The organism is Marinobacter sediminum, assembly GCF_016820575.1.
In the GTDB taxonomy this organism is placed as follows: Bacteria; Pseudomonadota; Gammaproteobacteria; order Pseudomonadales; family Oleiphilaceae; genus Marinobacter; species Marinobacter sediminum.
Genome location: NZ_JAEMQH010000002.1, coordinates 1,314,139 through 1,330,645 on the forward strand (window position 1 = coordinate 1,314,139; position 16,507 = coordinate 1,330,645).

21 protein-coding genes are annotated in these 16,507 nt (G+C 54.2%); 2 read left to right on the forward strand and 19 right to left on the reverse strand.

Annotated features, from left to right (window positions below):
• Nucleotides 1–207: 207 nt before the first annotated feature.
• The 3 genes from FGO67_RS12725 to FGO67_RS12735 form a co-directional block, all read right to left on the reverse strand.
• Nucleotides 208–2,394 carry an OsmC domain/YcaO domain-containing protein gene (locus FGO67_RS12725; protein ID WP_203301018.1) on the reverse strand — a complete coding sequence of 729 codons (2,187 nt, stop codon included), beginning with the start codon at nucleotides 2,392–2,394 and terminating at the stop codon, nucleotides 208–210.
• A gap of 195 nt (nucleotides 2,395–2,589) precedes the next feature.
• Nucleotides 2,590–3,438 carry a hypothetical protein gene (locus FGO67_RS12730; RefSeq protein WP_203301019.1) on the reverse strand — a complete coding sequence of 283 codons (849 nt, stop codon included), beginning with the start codon at nucleotides 3,436–3,438 and terminating at the stop codon, nucleotides 2,590–2,592.
• A 28-nt stretch (nucleotides 3,439–3,466) separates the two neighbouring features.
• Nucleotides 3,467–4,063 (reverse strand): hypothetical protein, encoded by a 597-nt coding sequence (locus FGO67_RS12735; protein WP_203301020.1) that lies wholly within the window; start codon nucleotides 4,061–4,063, stop codon nucleotides 3,467–3,469.
• Between the two features lie 188 nt (nucleotides 4,064–4,251).
• Here FGO67_RS12735 and rrtA point away from each other — a divergent pair, with 188 nt between their 5' ends.
• A complete protein-coding gene (gene rrtA / locus FGO67_RS17380; RefSeq protein ID WP_203301021.1) occupies nucleotides 4,252–4,860 on the forward strand; it encodes a rhombosortase in 609 nt (202 codons plus the stop codon).
• Between the two features lie 9 nt (nucleotides 4,861–4,869).
• On the opposite strand, the gene FGO67_RS12745 is transcribed toward rrtA, so the two are convergent.
• The 15 genes from FGO67_RS12745 to FGO67_RS12815 all read right to left on the reverse strand — a co-directional run bounded on the left by FGO67_RS12745 (nucleotide 4,870) and on the right by FGO67_RS12815 (nucleotide 14,902).
• Complete coding sequence (locus FGO67_RS12745; RefSeq protein WP_203301022.1) at nucleotides 4,870–6,120, reverse strand: DUF2254 domain-containing protein; 1,251 nt, start codon at nucleotides 6,118–6,120, stop codon at nucleotides 4,870–4,872.
• Nucleotides 6,121–6,176: 56 nt separating this feature from the next.
• Nucleotides 6,177–6,335 carry a YqaE/Pmp3 family membrane protein gene (locus FGO67_RS12750; protein WP_203301023.1) on the reverse strand — a complete coding sequence of 53 codons (159 nt, stop codon included), beginning with the start codon at nucleotides 6,333–6,335 and terminating at the stop codon, nucleotides 6,177–6,179.
• A 342-nt stretch (nucleotides 6,336–6,677) separates the two neighbouring features.
• Complete coding sequence (locus FGO67_RS12755) at nucleotides 6,678–7,322, reverse strand: FMN-binding negative transcriptional regulator (protein WP_203301024.1); 645 nt, start codon at nucleotides 7,320–7,322, stop codon at nucleotides 6,678–6,680.
• Nucleotides 7,323–7,388: 66 nt separating this feature from the next.
• Nucleotides 7,389–7,793 (reverse strand): VOC family protein, encoded by a 405-nt coding sequence (locus tag FGO67_RS12760; protein ID WP_203301025.1) that lies wholly within the window; start codon nucleotides 7,791–7,793, stop codon nucleotides 7,389–7,391.
• A 173-nt stretch (nucleotides 7,794–7,966) separates the two neighbouring features.
• A complete protein-coding gene (locus tag FGO67_RS12765) occupies nucleotides 7,967–8,416 on the reverse strand; it encodes a cupin domain-containing protein (protein ID WP_203301026.1) in 450 nt (149 codons plus the stop codon).
• A gap of 145 nt (nucleotides 8,417–8,561) precedes the next feature.
• A complete protein-coding gene (locus tag FGO67_RS17240; protein WP_203301027.1) occupies nucleotides 8,562–8,816 on the reverse strand; it encodes a cupin domain-containing protein in 255 nt (84 codons plus the stop codon).
• Nucleotides 8,817–8,911: 95 nt separating this feature from the next.
• Nucleotides 8,912–9,655 carry an ABC transporter permease gene (locus FGO67_RS12775; protein WP_203301028.1) on the reverse strand — a complete coding sequence of 248 codons (744 nt, stop codon included), beginning with the start codon at nucleotides 9,653–9,655 and terminating at the stop codon, nucleotides 8,912–8,914.
• Nucleotides 9,655–10,602, reverse strand: coding sequence for an ABC transporter ATP-binding protein (locus FGO67_RS12780; RefSeq protein WP_203301029.1), 948 nt, complete (start codon nucleotides 10,600–10,602; stop codon nucleotides 9,655–9,657). Before FGO67_RS12780 ends, FGO67_RS12775 begins: the two co-directional genes overlap by 1 nt.
• 21 nt (nucleotides 10,603–10,623) lie before the next feature.
• Nucleotides 10,624–11,781, reverse strand: coding sequence for an ABC transporter permease (locus tag FGO67_RS12785; RefSeq protein WP_203301215.1), 1,158 nt, complete (start codon nucleotides 11,779–11,781; stop codon nucleotides 10,624–10,626).
• Between the two features lie 33 nt (nucleotides 11,782–11,814).
• Nucleotides 11,815–12,666 (reverse strand): glycine betaine ABC transporter substrate-binding protein OsmF, encoded by an 852-nt coding sequence (osmF, locus tag FGO67_RS12790; RefSeq protein WP_238942357.1) that lies wholly within the window; start codon nucleotides 12,664–12,666, stop codon nucleotides 11,815–11,817.
• Between the two features lie 92 nt (nucleotides 12,667–12,758).
• Complete coding sequence (locus tag FGO67_RS12795; RefSeq protein ID WP_203301030.1) at nucleotides 12,759–13,199, reverse strand: hemerythrin domain-containing protein; 441 nt, start codon at nucleotides 13,197–13,199, stop codon at nucleotides 12,759–12,761.
• A gap of 249 nt (nucleotides 13,200–13,448) precedes the next feature.
• On the reverse strand, nucleotides 13,449–13,556 hold the full coding sequence (locus FGO67_RS12800) for a TfoX/Sxy family protein (RefSeq protein ID WP_203301031.1): 108 nt from the start codon (nucleotides 13,554–13,556) through the stop codon (nucleotides 13,449–13,451).
• The gene (locus FGO67_RS12805; protein WP_203301032.1) at nucleotides 13,520–13,888 is read right to left on the reverse strand and encodes a VOC family protein; all 369 of its coding nucleotides are present in this window, start codon (nucleotides 13,886–13,888) and stop codon (nucleotides 13,520–13,522) included. Before FGO67_RS12805 ends, FGO67_RS12800 begins: the two co-directional genes overlap by 37 nt.
• 133 nt (nucleotides 13,889–14,021) lie before the next feature.
• Nucleotides 14,022–14,483 (reverse strand): methyltransferase family protein, encoded by a 462-nt coding sequence (locus FGO67_RS12810; protein WP_338039568.1) that lies wholly within the window; start codon nucleotides 14,481–14,483, stop codon nucleotides 14,022–14,024.
• A gap of 71 nt (nucleotides 14,484–14,554) precedes the next feature.
• Nucleotides 14,555–14,902, reverse strand: a complete 348-nt coding sequence (locus tag FGO67_RS12815; protein WP_203301033.1) for a DUF488 domain-containing protein — start codon at nucleotides 14,900–14,902, stop codon at nucleotides 14,555–14,557.
• 229 nt (nucleotides 14,903–15,131) lie between these two features.
• Between FGO67_RS12815 and FGO67_RS12820 the strand changes: the two genes are divergently transcribed.
• Entirely contained in the window at nucleotides 15,132–15,809 is a 678-nt protein-coding gene (locus tag FGO67_RS12820; RefSeq protein ID WP_238942358.1) for a DUF4396 domain-containing protein, read from the forward strand.
• A gap of 105 nt (nucleotides 15,810–15,914) precedes the next feature.
• Here FGO67_RS12820 and FGO67_RS12825 read toward each other — a convergent pair whose 3' ends face one another.
• Nucleotides 15,915–16,172 (reverse strand): hypothetical protein, encoded by a 258-nt coding sequence (locus FGO67_RS12825; protein ID WP_203301034.1) that lies wholly within the window; start codon nucleotides 16,170–16,172, stop codon nucleotides 15,915–15,917.
• Between the last annotated feature and the right edge of the window lie 335 nt (nucleotides 16,173–16,507).

Genomic DNA, 16,507 nt, shown 5'->3' on the forward strand with positions numbered 1-16,507 from the left:
TTAGCGGGTATGAAATCAGGAATACTTCTGAAAACCTGTTTTTATATGGCGCTATTAGAGGTTGCAGGCGAGTCGTTGTCGCTGGGGTCGCTAACCCCCGCTGGAGAGGTGGGTATTTCGGGATTTGCCCGACAAGGCGCGGCTTGGTTGCCTTCTAAGAGATGCAACAACCAAACCTCACCCTGCTTAGGCGTTCGTCCTTGCCACTTAGTTGCTTGCCCTCTCGGCACGCGCCGCATGCAGCTTCTTATAACTATCGACCAGGCGCAGGTGCTTGTCCAGGCCTTCCAGTTGCATATTGGTCGGCGTCAGGCCATAGAAGCGAGTGCTGCCATTCACCGAGCCAACCACAGCGTCCATGGTCTGCTCACCGTACATGCGCTTGAGGTTGGCCAGATAGTCGTCCAGCTCAAGCTCGTCATCAAGGGTGATTTCCAGCACTGCGTTTACGGCCCGGTAGAACAGGTTACGCTCAACGGTGTTATCGTTGAACTGCAGGAACATGTCAACGAACTCCAGAGCCTCCTCGTGCCACTCCAGCGCCAGGCAGATCAGCAGCTTCAGCTCCAGAATCGTCAGCTGGCCCCACACGGTGTTCTCATCAAACTCGATACCGATCAGGCTGATGATCGTCATGTAGTTGTCGAGCTGGCTGGCTTCCAGGCGCTCCGCCAGATCGGCAAGTTGCTCATCAGTCAGGGAATGCAGGTTGAGAATGTCCTGACGGTAGTCCAGGGCCATGTTGGTGTTGTCCATGATCAGGTCTTCAACCGGATACACCTCGGAATAGCCGGGCACCAGAATACGGCAGGTGGGTGCGCCCAGATCTTCATAAACCGCCACGTAGACCTCTTTGCCCATCTCCTTCAAGATATTGAACAACCCTTCGGATTCTTCTTTGTTGCTGCCGGAGAAATCCCACTCGCAGAACTCGTAATCCTGCTTGGCACTGAAGAAACGCCATGACACCACACCGGTTGAATCGATGAAGTGCTCAACAAAGTTGTTGGGCTCAGACACCGCCAGGCTATTGAACGTGGGCGCCGGCACATCGTTCAGGCCTTCAAAGCTTCGGCCCTGCATCAGTTCAGTCAGGCTGCGCTCCAGCGCCACCTCAAAGCTCGGATGTGCGCCAAAGGACGCAAACACACCGCCGGTGCGCGGGTTCATCAGGGTCACGCACATGACCGGGAACTGGCCACCCAACGAGGCGTCTTTGACGAGGATAGGGAAACCCTGGGCTTCCAGCGCGTCAATGCCCTCGAGGATGTCAGGGTACTTTTCCAGTACGTTGCGGGGTACGTCCGGCAGCGCAATTTCCTCTTCGATGATCTGCCGCTTTACCGCCCGCTCGAAGATCTCAGACAGGCACTGTACTTCAGCCTCGAACAAGGTATTGCCGGCGCTCATACCGTTGCTGAGGAACAGGTTCTCGATCAGGTTCGAGGGGAAGTACACCACCTCACCATCGGATTGGCGCACGAACGGCAGGGACACAATGCCCCGCTCCACATTGCCGGAGTTGGTGTCGATCAGATTGGAGCCACCCAGCTCACCGTCCGGGTTGTATATAGCCAGACTGTAGTCGTCCAGAATCCCCTCAGGCAGCTCGTCATTGGGCCCGGGCTTGAACCATTTCTCATTGGGGTAATGGACAAACTCGCCGTTGGCGATCTCTTCGCCGAAGAACTGATCGTTGTAGAAGAAGTTGCAGTTCAGGCGCTCAATGAACTCACCCAGCGCGGAACACAGGGCGCTCTCCTTAGTGGAGCCCTTGCCATTGGTGAAACACATGGGCGAAGCCGCGTCGCGAATGTGCAGCGACCACACGTGGGGCACAATGTTGCGCCAGCTTGCGATCTCAATTTTCATACCCAGATCCGCAAGGATGCCGGTCATGTTGGCGATGGTCTGCTCCAGCGGCAGGTCCTTGCCCTCAATAAAGGTGCGAGCATCGCCGTCTGGCTCTACCATCAGCAGAGCCTGGGCATCCTCATCCAGGTTATCGACCTGCTCAATCTGGAACTCGGGGCCGGTCTGAACCACCTTCTTGACGGTACAGCGATCAATCGACCGCAGGATGCCCTGACGATCTTTGTCGGAAATGTCTTCCGGCAGCTCAACCTGAATCTTGAAGATCTGGTTGTAGCGGTTTTCCGGATCGACGATGTTGTTCTGCGACAGGCGGATGTTATCCATGGGGATGTCCCGCGCCTTGCAGTACACCCGCACAAAATAGGCCGCACACAGCGCCGAGGATGCCAGAAAGTAATCGAAAGGACTGGGGGCGGAGCCGTCGCCCTTGTAGCGGATAGGTTGGTCAGTAACGACGGTGAAATCGTCAAACTTGGCTTCAAGTCTGAGATTGTCGAGAAAGTTGACGTTGATTTCCATTACGAGGGTACCGGAATTGGAGAATTTGGCGCGCCGTGGCCTTATATTCCCGCCATTATCCAGTTTTTGATGCCGTTCGTCTTGGGCAGTGGCGAAAAGCCAATAGCCTTCGACGAAAGAAACGCCTTGAACTGAGGTACTGCAAACGTCTGCTGATTGGGAAACCTAATCCCAATCAGCAGACTGGTTTGCTTTTTACGCAACTAACTTTCGATTGCGGAGCTTAAGCGCAACCAACGGAAGCAAAAGCATCAGCCATCCGGCTGCACCTCCACCGCCTTTTGGTTTCACCGCAGCTTCGAGAACTTCCAGCTCTTTTTCGGCCATGTTGACCAACGATTCGACTTCGTTGAGTCGGGTGAGTTGTGCCTGGAACAAACCCAGATCCAATTGCTCTTTGATCAGAGCATCAGACTCTGCAATAGCACTGGCGACATGCACCAGACGCCGCTTCAGCTCAGCGTTGCCAAGACTGACCTCACCATCAACCACCGATGAGCCAATGCCAATCGCCACACCCGAGGCCACGCCGCCCGCAGTTACCAGAGCATCTCGCTGAATAAAGCTACGGTAGTTTTGACAAAGAAACTCATCTTCAGCGGGCACTCCCTCAGGGATTACTCCTATGACAGGCTTCGGATCCGAAGACGGAGTGGAGCAGTCGTAGTCCGGCGCCGTGCCGTCGCTGTAGACCAGATAATCCTCGAGGCTATGCTGACTGAGGTAAAAGTAATCGTTGCCCTCGTTAGCGGACTGGTTGGCATCCATCCGCCAGGACTGACCCACGACGCCATACACAAACGTATTCAGAAGGTTATGGCGAATCAATTCGCCCGGGACTGCGGACGTGTCGTACCACCGAATTCTGGCGTTATTTTCCTTGAGCTTGAGCGCGCCACCACTGAAGTCTTCACCATTGACGCAATCAAAGCCGACACACAGGTTACTTTGAACAATAGTGTCATCCGGAATGACCTGATCAGCGACAACCGCTGACGTAGCCATAACGCACATCACACTCAGGGCGTAGTTACGTAATCTCATAATCTGATTTCCTGGCTGAGCCGACGTTTTAGTTAACCTGGGCCGCAACGGCCTCAAGGCGCTCAACCAGATTGGTTAGACGTGTTTCCAGCCCCGAAAGGCGAGCCTCAAGTGCATCCACTTCCGTAGAAACCGAAGCCGTAGCTGTGGTTTTGAACGCGTTGAACTGACTCAAAGTCACGGCATCGGAGTCGTCTATCGCATCAGCTACGGACGTGACCCTTCTTTCCATCCCCAGGTCCCCAACCGACACTGCCCCCTCAACCACCTCTGCGCCCGCGCCTATGGCTACATCACCCTCGGGCGAAATCATCAACGTGGTAAGTTCAGTTGTCAGATTCTTGATAAAAAACGACGAAGTCATTGCGGTGCCGTCGTCGGAAACACCCATTAGCCAGTCCTGAGTAGGAAAGCTCGCGGACGTGCTGGTGTCTTGGAAGAAAATCTGCGGCGTTGGTGACTGCAGGCGAAGTGTATCGAACCCAAACTCAGTATCGACAACACAATCCTCGCCGACACAAAGACTGCCATCGACAATAAGGTCATCCAGGATGACTTCGTCAGCGTGTACACTGAGAGGTAAAGCTAGCGCTACAACCGGCACCACAAAAAAGAAGCTTCGCATTCAATATTCCCTATTTAATCGAATAACCACTTATGATGGCCGGTAACAAAACCTCCGGCTGTCGTTCCATCCTCGCTAGTTCCAACGCCAGCGAACCGACTGAGTTTATGTCAAAAAGTTAATAAAACAACAAAAACAATATGAAACATTCACTAATTTTGAGGAAAACCCCATAAAAGTCGCTACGAATGAATGATCTAGCACTCAAACCCAGCGCTGGAATTACGAAACCCGTATTGCCTGTCACCTTGGGCTCGATCGCACTTTTAGTATGGGCCTTGGGACCCGACACCGCAGATCTACTCCGGTACCAACGCGATGCAGTTCTTGACGGGCAACACTGGCGACTCCTAACAGCCCATTGGGTCCATCTGGGGTGGCAACATCTGGCGATGAACCTGGGCGGGTTAGCCGTAATCTGGCTATTGTTTGGCGAGGTATTAAGTGGGCTAAAAGCCTGGGTGGTCACTGGTGGAATCGCCCTGTTTACCTCGTTCTGCCTACTTCTCTTCCACCCTCAAATCGAATGGTACGTAGGCCTATCTGGCCTACTGCATGGTCTGCTCGCGGCAGGGGCATTGCTGTCATTGCGCACAGACCAGGTCACTTCCTGGTTCGTGCTTCTCGTGCTGGTCGGCAAACTTGGCGTTGAACTTTTGAATGGTGGGAGTAGCCAGGTTGAAGCAATGATCGGTGGGCCGATACTTGTACAGGGCCACCTCTGTGGCACGCTGGGAGGGGGCCTCTGTGCTGCGATTTTCGCACTGACAGCCCACCTCCGATCTCGTAAGAATTGAGTGTGTCTCTTACCCGGCCGATATGCGCTGGGCCGCCTTGCGAACAAGCTCGACTTCCTCAGGCAACCTGAGCGCACATTCTGCGTGCTTCAATGCCAATCGGGCGTGACTGGAAGCCGTCGACTTGAACTGCCCGTTACCGAGGGAATGGAGTGAGGCCAAGGCGGTTTGCAGCCGGAGCATCACCTCAATGGTGCCCGCACCATCCTTGGCAATGGCATTGAACGCATCATCGAACATACCGTCCAAAGAGACCTCCGGCACCCAGACCCGATCCCGCTGCACCTCAGGCTCCTGCTCTTCAGTGGCACTCCATTTCGCAAAGATCCGAACGAACGAATCGATGATTTCCACGACCGAGCCCGGGTCGTTAATACCAGGCGATAACGCCCGGCTGGCGATCTCTGAGAGCACATTGAGGCCAAACCGGGGATCCTCTTCAAAGGTCCGTTCGTTTCCTATCCGAAACGCCTGGGCGATGCCTCCGCCTTCAACGTCTTTACTGTCAGCGCCTCTGGTAACGTGGGCTAAGGGTTGCCCAGGGGTTATGAACGCGCCCGGCAACACAGCCACATAGACCTGGAGGTCATTCTTTTCGGCAAAAGCCTGCAACTCATCAACGTCTACACGCTGCACATAGCCAACAGTGTCACCATACACTGGCTCACCCTGAACCGGACCGTCCAGTCGTCGCCCTCCAAGCGTGGGTAATCGGCGATTTCGTAACAGAGAACAGCAAGCGACGGCCTCGACTTTGCCAATCGTAGTCCCAAGGCGACCTAGCCGGGCTATCCGGTCCACCCAGCGAACAAACCCAATAATGACAATCCCAAACACCGTCACCGTAATTGCAAACAGCACAAACCGACCGGTTGATCCGTAATACCCATTCATAAGAGCAATCAGGCCAACAATACTGAAGATGAAAGCCCCTACAAAAATGGAAAGCGCGTACTGAGAGACATCATCAGCAACCACCACGGGGAACGCCCGAGGCGTAGCCGAACCACTGGCGGATGCATAGGCGGAAAGCATGGACCCAACTGCGAACACGGCAATCACCAGCATGCTTGCTGAAATGATGCTTAATAACGTTTCCAGGGAATCGGCACTGATGTCGGGTAAGCCACTTTCGGGGAAAGCGTTATCCGCTACCCGGGCCAAGAATGCGGCGGCAATGGAGAGCACACAGCTAAATAACGGTTTCACCCACAGCCGTTCACCAAGTCTACTCAGGAAGAACCTGATGCGATCTCTCATCTTGCGATTCCTTGGCTCTGCAAGAGCTTCTGAGCCGCTGCTCTAGCTCGTTTTCGTCATTTCTTGGCGATGATGTAAACCGCGTGAATGATTCCCGGCAAGTACCCGAAAAGGGTCAGCACAATATTAATCCAGAAATGCTTACCAATGCCGACTTGTAAAAACACGCCAAGCGGCGGTAGCAGAATGGCGATAACTATTCGAATAATGTCCATATTAGTCCTTCCTCATTTTGAATTTGGGCGGCTGAACTATGGCCGACAACAACCTCAATGTCTTACCAACGCTTTTAAATAGTAGGTGCCATACTCCGATCGATCGAACCAAACTACCGGTGAATCGCGTATTCCGATGATCTTCCACACCATCAGCCAGGCCAGCTCCTTTACTGAGGCCATTCGGGCAAACATACACTGCGGAGGGTCTCTCTGGTATTACCCTGGCCCCGAATCCGTCAATTCCCGAACAGTACAGGTGAATACCATAAAGCTCCCAGAACCAATCCGATGACGGTTGCGAACTGAGACTGCAGAAGCGTTACCGGACGAAGCCGGACATCACCCCTTGGTATCCGGCTCGCTGATCAAGTCAGCTATGGCTGCGGCGTGTGTAACGCCTTCGGCCTTGAGACCGGCTTTAACGCCCGCCCGGTTGGCCTCCGGCTGGTTTTGGCTAGCCTTTAGTTTCCCCGACAGTTCTTCAATGCGAATCTCAATGCCCACGATTCCTTGCATCAAGCGCTCCGTGTATTCCTCCGGCGCATCGTCCACGGACCAGGGCTGGGCACGGTCGCGTTCGTGTCGGTCAGTGAGGTTATGGAGGTGCTCTTTGAGCCAGCTTGGGTCCTGCACTACCCGGGCTGCGCCCCTGGCATGCACCGCGAGGTAATTCCAAGTTGGTACCACCCGGCCGGTCTCGGCCTTGGTGGCATACCAGGATGGAGAGACGTAGGCATCTGGCCCTTGGAAAATGGCCAACACAGAACCGCTCTTCTCTATACGCTGCCACGCCGGATTGGTTCGCGCCAAATGACACTGCAAAGTGCCGAGCGAATTGTCTGAGTCCACCTGGAAATGGAATGGTACGTGATTCGCCTCGATGCCATCGTCGTCGGCAATCACAAACAGTCCGAAGCTGTAATCGCGGATATAGCGATGCAGCGTTTCTGTGTCATCTTCCTTAAAGTGCTTGGGCACATACATTCTGAGGATGCCTTTCTACCGGGTTTTATTGGGTCGGCCTCAGCCTAACGAGGTTAAAACCAGAACTCACGTCAGGTCCTGATAGGGATTGTACGCCACTTCCCAGTAGTGCCCTTCGGTATCCTGAAAATACCCGGAGTACCCTCCCCAGAACACCTCTTGCGCCGGCTTGATCAGAGTGGCGCCTGCCTCAATCGCCTGCTGTAGCAAGGCATCCACCTCTGACTTGCTGGCCACATTATGGGCGAGGGTAATTCCGGAGAATGCAACCTCAACAGGAACCGGCAAGCCAATGTCCTTGGCCAACTCCTCGCGGGGATACAGAGCCAGCCAGGTTCCCTTCAGGCTGAAAAAAGAGACTCCACCACCGTCAAACTCATGCCTTGGCAGCCCGAGCCCCTCGCCGTAAAAACGGGTGGCCCGGTCCAGGTCGTCAACACCCAGTGTGACGAGGCTGATCTTTGGTTTCATGCTTGCCGTCCTTGTGCGGATGTTCAGCCGCGGGGTTTAACTGGCATCGATACGTAGAGGTTTAAGCAACCTTCAAAGAGATAAGTTCACTCACCACTTCGGGCGCAAAGCAGACTTCACGGGGTCACAACTGCCACCCGCATAGGCAACCAACTCTTCAACAACCTGATCAACTACTTAACCTCGCCGTTTTCAATGGGAATGGCATCCAGCGGCGCCACAAAGCCAATATACAAAACACAGTCATCTCCTTTCTGGCAGTACGCTGAATGAGGCAGTTTCGCCGGACCATAGGCGTACTGCCCAACCTGTATCGTCTCTTTACTCTGATCGTCGTAGGTGACATCCAGAGTCCCAGACACCAGTACCATCCGCTCCTGGGAGGTGTGGAAGTGCCGTGGTATCTCAAAGTCACCGGGAACCTTAAAGTAGATGTCCAGGTTGTTTTCAGCCGGGTCCCCATTCAGAACCGCAATCTCACACCCCTTAGGAATGAAGTCAGGGCATGGCATCCACTGAAGATTCTCATCCTCATGCGAAATCACCAGTGCCTTCTCGGCCGCGATTGCGTAGCCGAAAAAGGATAACGAAATTAAAGCGAGAACTAACGAAGTAAGTTTCATAGCCCGATCCCTCTTATGATTCTGTGTTCAACGTTGATTTTCCACAGATATCTCTACTCCATACCAAAGAACTGCCCCACCCTCGTCAGCAAGCCTGAGCTGTCTGCGCGGGTGGTACAGTTGTCCTCCGTTGAGGGAGGAAAGGTCAGGCAGCAGGTGCCTGCCAAGGGACCGGAAGCGGCTCTCCATCGCCGGTCTTAACGCGCACCGGGGCCATGCCCAGGGCGGCAACCAACTTCATTTCCTCATCTGATGTGTTCACAATCTGGTGGACGGTGTCGGATTCGAGAACCAGGGTCGAGTCAGGGCCAAAGCTAAAGGTTTCGCCTCCAACCGTGCAGGTTCCGGAGCCGGAGAGGACAAGAATGACCTCCTCACACTCGTGACGATACGCCGCCACTCTGATTAAATATTGATCAAAATGCCCGAGCTAGCAAGGCAGGCCAGTAAAGCAAAAGTACTTATCCGGGCGGTTTAGTACATTGAAAACGCCGATCACACGGCTGCCTGAGGCGAAAACCGACGGTCCCAGATCCGCTCCAGTGCTTCAAACAAGCTGTCAGTGGTGAGCGCGAGTAGCCCAATCAGAATTGCCCCCTGCAACACGTAGGCTGTGTTGCCATTCACCAGACCGGCAATGACGGGATCGCCCAAGTTGCGCGCGCCTATAGTGGAGCCGATAGCCGCAGTGGCGATGTTAATGGTGACTGACGTCCGAATGCCGGCCAGGATCACCCTCCCCGCCAAAGGCAGTTCTGCCCGGAACAGTATCTGCCCCGGTGACATGCCCATACCTCTTGCCGCTTCCCGCACGGTGGGATCAACGCCTTCCAGGCCCGCCAGGGTATTGCGCAAGATCGGCAGCAAGCCATACAGGATCAAGGCAATCAGGATTGGCGCTTCGCCGAAACCAAGAACCGGCACCGCCAGCGCCAAGACAGCCACCGGAGGGAAGGTCTGCCCAATGGAGGCCACCTGACTAACCAGGGGCAGGAAATCTCGGCCCGACGGGCGGGTGGCAAAAATACCGCCGGTAACCGCCATGAAGGTGCCGACCGCTGCAGACACAACCACCAACAGCAGGTGATTCTGCAGCAGAAACAAGAAGCTCTCACGGTCGTAAATCACCGTTTGTTTGTCTGGCTGCAGCCACTGAAACAACGGTTCCAAGACAGGCATCCCTACGCTCAGCCCGTACAGAAGAGCCGCCAGTAATACAGGAGGTAGCCAGATGCGCATCAGGCGCCTTCCTGAATAATGCGTTCGCGGGTGATGACACCGGTTTCCTGTCCGCGTGCGTTGAACACCGCAACCTCACCCAGATCTTTCCAGAGCATGACTGATAGCGCCAATCGCACGCTGTCCTCTTCCCTGATCGCGCCCTCCCCGGCGACCGATTGCCTTGGTTCAGCATGGGGCGACATCAGGTCCCGCACCGGCCGCAAGCTCATCAGTTTCAGGCCGCGATCCTGCTTGCCCACGAGGTTTTCAACAAAGTCTGAGGCGGGATGCCGGAGAATATTTTCAGGCGTATCGTGCTGAATGATGCGGCCCTGGTCCATCACCGCAATCCGAGTGGCCAGCTTCAGGGCTTCATCGATATCGTGGGTCACGAACACGGTGGTTTTACGCACCTGCCTCTGAATTCTCAGCATCTCCATCTGCAGGTTCTCCCTGGTAATCGCATCCAGCGCGCCAAAGGGTTCATCCATCAGCAAAATGTTGGGGTCTGCCGCCAGCGCCCTGGCCACACCTACCCGCTGCGCCTGACCACCGGAGAGTTGCTGGGGGTATTTGCTGGCGTGAGTGGCCGGGTCAAGGTCCAGGAGGGTCATCAGCTCTTCAACACGCGCGTCGATTCGCTCTTTTGGCCACTTCAACAGATGAGGCACCATGGCGATGTTGCGAGCCACAGTCCAATGGGGAAACAGCCCGGTACCCTGAATCACATAGCCCATGTTGAGGCGCAGTTGCTCCGGATTCATGGCGTTCACGTCCTCACCATCCACCAGAATCTCTCCGGCACTGTGAGGCAACAGGCGATTGATCATGCGCAGCGTGGTCGATTTACCACAACCGGAACTGCCCACCAGCACACAGACCTCGCCGGTCTCGATGGTCAAGTTGATGTTGTCCACCGCGACCGTATTGCCGAAGCGCCGGGTGACATTTTTCAGTTCGATCATCCAGGCAATTCCTTTCTCATATCAGGTTGTCGCCGGCGTCGGCTTGAGACTGTCACCGACCATCGTGAACAAAGCATCCGCCAGCAGCGCAAGCGCGATGGTGGGTAAGGCACCCAGCAACACCAAGTCCATTGCCGCCTGCCCCAGCCCCTGAAAGATAAAGGCTCCGAAGCCGCCAGCGCCGATCAAGGCCGCCACCGCTGTCAGACCGATGGCCTGAATAGTGGTAATGCGCACACCCTCGATGATTACCGGCAGTGCCAAGGGTAATTTCAGCTTGAAGAACAGCTGCCGCTCGGTCATGCCCATCCCCCGGCCAGCATCGGCCAGGTTCTCCGGAACCTCCGTGATCGCGACGAAGGTATTTCGCACCATGGGCAGCAGGCTGTAAGCGATGAGCGCCAGCAGAGCCGGCGCCCAGCCAATACCCCGAATGCCGAGCGACTGCAAAGCCGGGAACGCCGACGACAGCGCCCCGAGAGGTGCGATCAAAAGGCCAAACACTGCAAGACTGGGGATGGTTTGTAGAAAACTCACGGCGCCAAGAACTGGCCTCTGCCAGGCCGGGCTGCGAATCATTTTCAGCGCCAGCACAAAGGCGAGGCCAGCACTGAACGTCACGGCACCAAAGGCCAGCGCCAGATGCGTCCACAGCGCCTGCTCGAATTCATCAGGCCGGGCATTGAATTCCCGCACCAGCGAAAGGCTCGCCAGGCCCTCGCCTCGCAATAACATCAGCCAGCTACCCACAATCACCACCAACAGCACGAGCTGCAGCCCTCGCCCGGCCCGAAGCCGTCCAACGATCTCAATCAGCATCAATGACAACAGGAACAGCAAGCTCCAGAAACCCGCACCAATGGTCGAGCGCGCATAGGGCGATGCCTCTGGCAGATGGCGACCGGCAAAAACATCAAGCAAAAGAGGCAGGGCGGCCAACGAGAAACCAACGAGGCCAAGAAGCAGTGGGTATCGCAGTCGCAAAGGAAAAAGGGAAAGCAAAATGGACGCAGCCAGCGTCAGGGTGACCATCCCTGCCCCCAGCCATCCAACGGCTGACAGCAGGCCATGGCCAGTGCCGGGGACAATACGGTTAGGTTGTATGGCGCCAAGATCCAGAAGCCAGACCAGCACGAGGGCGAGCACACCCAAGGCTGGAATGACCCTATTCGGCACCATCACGTTGGAAGCAGGTTTGGTAACAAGCAAACCTCAGTCCTGGCCCAGGGATTCCAGGTAGTCCCGTGCCACTTGCTCGGCCAGCACACCGTTTACCGCAACCAAGCCGTTCAGGCGTTGAAGGGTTTCCAGATCCAGTGATTCAAAGAGGGGTTCAAGAACCTCACGGATCTTCGGATAGGCCTCCAGAACCTCGGCACGCACAATGGGCGCAGGCTGGTACACCGGCTGAACGCCAAGAGTGTCTTCCATCACCTTCAGGTCAAGCGCGTTGAGGCCGCCGTCGGTGCCGTAGGTCATAGCGCCATTAACGTCGTTGTTGTTCAACGCTGCAGCCCGGAGTGTCGCGGCGGTGTTGCCACCTGAGAGGACCAGAAGTTGGTCGGAATTCAGCGCAAAGCCGTAGGCCTTCTGGAACGCCGGCAACGCACTGGCGGATTCAACAAACTCGGCACTGGCCGCAAACTTGAAGTCGCCACCGTTGTTGATGTAACAGGCGAGATCCTCAAGCGTCTCCAGGTTGTTCGCTCGCGCCAGGTCCCCACGCACACTCATGGCCCAGGTATTGTTGGCTCTGGCCGGTTTAAGCCAGACGATGTTGTGCGCCTCTTTATCCAGGCTGGCCGCATGCTCGTAGGCCTTATCGGCATCCTTCCAGATATCCCGATCCGCCTGATCATGAAAGAAAGCGGCGTTGCCGGTGTACTCCGGGTAGAGGTCTATTTCACCCGCCTTGATGGCATTGCGAACAATGTTGGTTGCCCCCAGCTGGATCCGGTTCTGCACCGGAATGCCGGCTTTTTCCAGGGACTGCAGCACCATCTGGCCCAGCACGGCGCCCTCGGTATCGATCTTGGACGATACAACCACCGACTCAGCAGCCATTGTTGACCCGGCGAATAACAGAAGGGTTAAAGCCGCAGCGCGGCGAATGCGGGAAATTGGGGACACGGCCATTCCTCTTGGTCGTTGGTTCATTAGGGGGACGTCCTCTTGTCCATCTCCTTTCGATAATCTGACCCTAGCGACGACTTTTCATCGTCACCAAGAAATTTGCCTGCGTAGGGGAACACTTCTTTTTCTTCCTCCTCAAGGTGATGCAGTAGCTTGTGGGCAAGATTCTTTGCGTGAGCAAGCCATGCTGGAGAGTCCTGCTCAGCATTAGACAGGGCTTCGATTAACTCATCGAGCTCATGATGCTCAGCGACACTGTGTCTGGCTTTCTCTTGGGTTTCATCAAACTTCATCAACGGGACATAGAAGTAGCGTTCTTCGGCGAGCGCATGGTCTTCTAGCTGCTTTTTCAAGTTCAAAAACAGGCGATCACGCTCTTCGCTGGCGCCACTGGTTGCAAGTACCTGGTCGATCATCTCTCGCTGCTTGTCGTGGTCTGCCCGAAGCTCCTCAAAAATAGTCATCCTGAATTTCCTTTCTCAAGCTGGATTAAGCCTTGCCTACCTGTTGCTGATGGTGGCCAAGGCGCGATTCAATCTTTTCAACTCAACGTCCCTACGCCACCCTACCTACATTAGTTCAACGCTGATGCTAAATGTTCTTAATAGCGCCTCGCTGGATGACATGGTTGTGCAATTTCCAGATTTAAACAAATCTGGAAAAAAGCCCAAAAAAATTCATCAGGCTTGTCCTCAAATACGAGCTGGCTCGCATTAGTAATTAGGCGAAGAAATGGTACCGTCCGCTTTGAAATACAGAACATCATCGGCGACGAGCGCAAACATCAGCCCGTCGTAATAGATGCCATAGCCTCCAAACATGCGCTTGGGCTCGATATCCACAAGGCTTTTAAGCCATCCGGGAGGGGTTCAATTTCATCTCGGCGGCGACAGCCCTGCTCCTTGAGATACTCGGCCGCATTGCCAATGTCGCTGGTGATGACTTCCAGCCAGATCTCGGCTTGGCTCAAGCCAGGCACCTTATCGAGCCATAGGACCTTGTCCCCGAAGTCGAACCGAGGAGTGTCATCTCCCCCAGTGGCAGGCATCTCTTTGAAGCGGAGAATATCTCTGTAAAAGCGCACCGTATTCTGATGCTCGTGCGGCGGGATCTTCATCGCAATGTTGCGACCGGGCTGAAATTCTACGTCCATGGATTCATCGCCTCCGTAGTCTTGGTTAAACCTGCCGTATGACGGAATAAAGCTGCATTGCGCAGAGCGTTGCTTCCATTGGGACCGCAAAGCGGTTAAGAAATTCTCCAGCCACGGGCGCCTTGTTGGGGCCTTAAATCCACCGGCGTACTTCAGACCTGTACTTGTCGTACACCTCACCAAACTGATCGTGCATAAATCGCTCCTCCGGAACGATTTGAAAGCGGTTTATATACGCGATGAATCCGGGAAGGAACAGCAGAGAAACAACACTGCCCAAGTACAAACCCCACGCACATAGGGCCAGAAAGAAACCGAAATACATCGGATTTCGGCTGTACCGATAGACACCGCTAACGACCAGGTTTGCAGATTGGTCCGGCACCCTCGGATCTACCGTTGTACCGGCGGCTCTGAACCGAAGAACACCAAGAATGGCAATGCCAATACCGACGACTGCAAGGCCGGCCGACCACCAGGCCACTCCAGGAATCGAAAAGTATAGATTCGGCGCGATACCTGAAATCGCCCACATAGCGGCAATGACCACGACTACCAGTGCAGCGGGCGGAACTTTAAGCTCAAGTGCTTTCACGAAATATTCTCTCAGTGAGGTCAGTGCCCGACGCCCAAAGCACCGCGTCCGAGCATGCGCCCTGATTGCTTTCAGACCAACTTTTCCAAGTATTCCTTCAAGATATGGGCGTGACTGTGTTTCTTGTCTTTCGCCCCATACAGCAGAATGAGGTTCTTCCGGCTCACTTCTTCAAGGCGCTCTTTGGCGTCTTTTTTATGATCGCTCAGTTCACTCAAATACTCCTTTCTAAAGTCGCCCCATTTGTCTGGATCATGATCAAACCACTTCCGTAGATCATTGCTGGGCGCCAACTCTTTCCAGTGACCATCAAGATCAGCCTCAGCTTTGGATATACCACGAGGCCACAAGCGATCCACAAGAGCATGATATCCCTGCGGCAGATCATCATCATAAATGCGATAAATTCTGATGTTCATTGCGCCTCCGTTCCCTTGCTTCACTCGTCAGAAAATACCCTACAAACTAACGCTGCTGACGCACGCCTGACAAGGTCGTTCAGTGGAGGGTCACAATTGTCTATGGGGCTGAATCCCCTGGGAAAAGCGACTTGAACAAGACAACCGGTTGAAAAAAACAACCTCGGGTCTAATGTTAGGCCCGCAGGTAATGAGATTTTTCACTAATCAAAGGGTGCTTCATTTCATAATGATTGAGCAGATACAGTCAACAATTGACAGCTGGACTCTATTGGCGGGCTGGCTTCTATTAGTTGTCGCCAGCGTGGCTTGGATGATCCATGACCTCAGAACCAACAACAGCCATATCCCCTCTATCATGCAATGGGTATGGATACTCACAGGCTTCTATTCTGGACCGATCGGCTTATTAATCTATCGGTATTCCGGGCGTAAACAGATAGCCACCGACAGCCTTTCACGCAAAAGTTTTCGTTCTGTGGCGCATTGTTACTCCGGTTGCGGAATCGGTGAGATTCTGGGAGTTCTGATTTCCGTCGGGCTATTTGCGCTGGGAAACTTTTGGGCCGCTGTCGTCACCTTTTCACTGGCCTATATTTTCGGTTTTGCCCTGAACATCGGGCCAATGATGCAAAATGGCATGGCGTTCAGAGAAGCCTTTAAGGGAGCCTTCCTAGCTGAAACAATCAGCATCGTGGTCATGGAGTCTGTTGCGATCACCACGGACCTTTATTTAGGTGGCCAAGCCACCATGAGCGATGCCCTGTTTTGGAGCTCTCTTTATGTTTCCCTGTCTCTGGGCCTGTTCGCTGCCTGGCCCGCTAATCTCTTATTGATTAGATATGGCTTGAAAGGTGGCATGGGGGACCCCCGTGATGAACACGGTCAACACGCCCACTGTCACTGAGCGCCCTACTTGAACACGAGGTTGATGAGATTGGCCAGAAAACCGGCGGACACCTTATGCGTTTCTGCAAGAGCGCCGCTGGCTGGCCTGTTAGCCGGGTTGGCACTAGTAAGGAGATGGCTCTATCCGTTCAATTAGATAGTCCTTCAACTGAAAGTCGTCACTAAGTATGACCTGAATAGCATCCCCACCTAGTTCCATCTCTTTAGGTCCAATATAAATCTCGTAGCCATCCTCCAGCTCAGTGATGGTGACAACACTATATCTGATATCAATTTTTTCGCTGACCAGTCCATTGGGCAAACTATAAATCCATTCAATTGAATCCAAATGCTGCCTGAAATCATAAAGCTCTGTGTCCAATTTTTTGTCCTTATTGTTTATGGCTAACATTCAAGTTAACTGATAGCAGGACAACAAAGAAGGGACGAAGCGGTTGTTTGTTCAACCAGGTCGAGACGAGTGCGACTGGATTACAGGCAGTGCCCAACGCAGAGGGCAAGAGCAAGTATGTTGATAACGGTGAGCTTACCAATGAATAGATGAATGAGTTCAAAGGCAACGGCGCAGACCCCATTCAACCAGAGCACAACCCTACTTCCACCTCTCTATGCTGATCTGTCAAACGGTTAAAAGCGCTGACAGCAAGGCTGTGCAACGGATCGCATAAGGCGGGCAATCGGAGAATGGCGATAAAC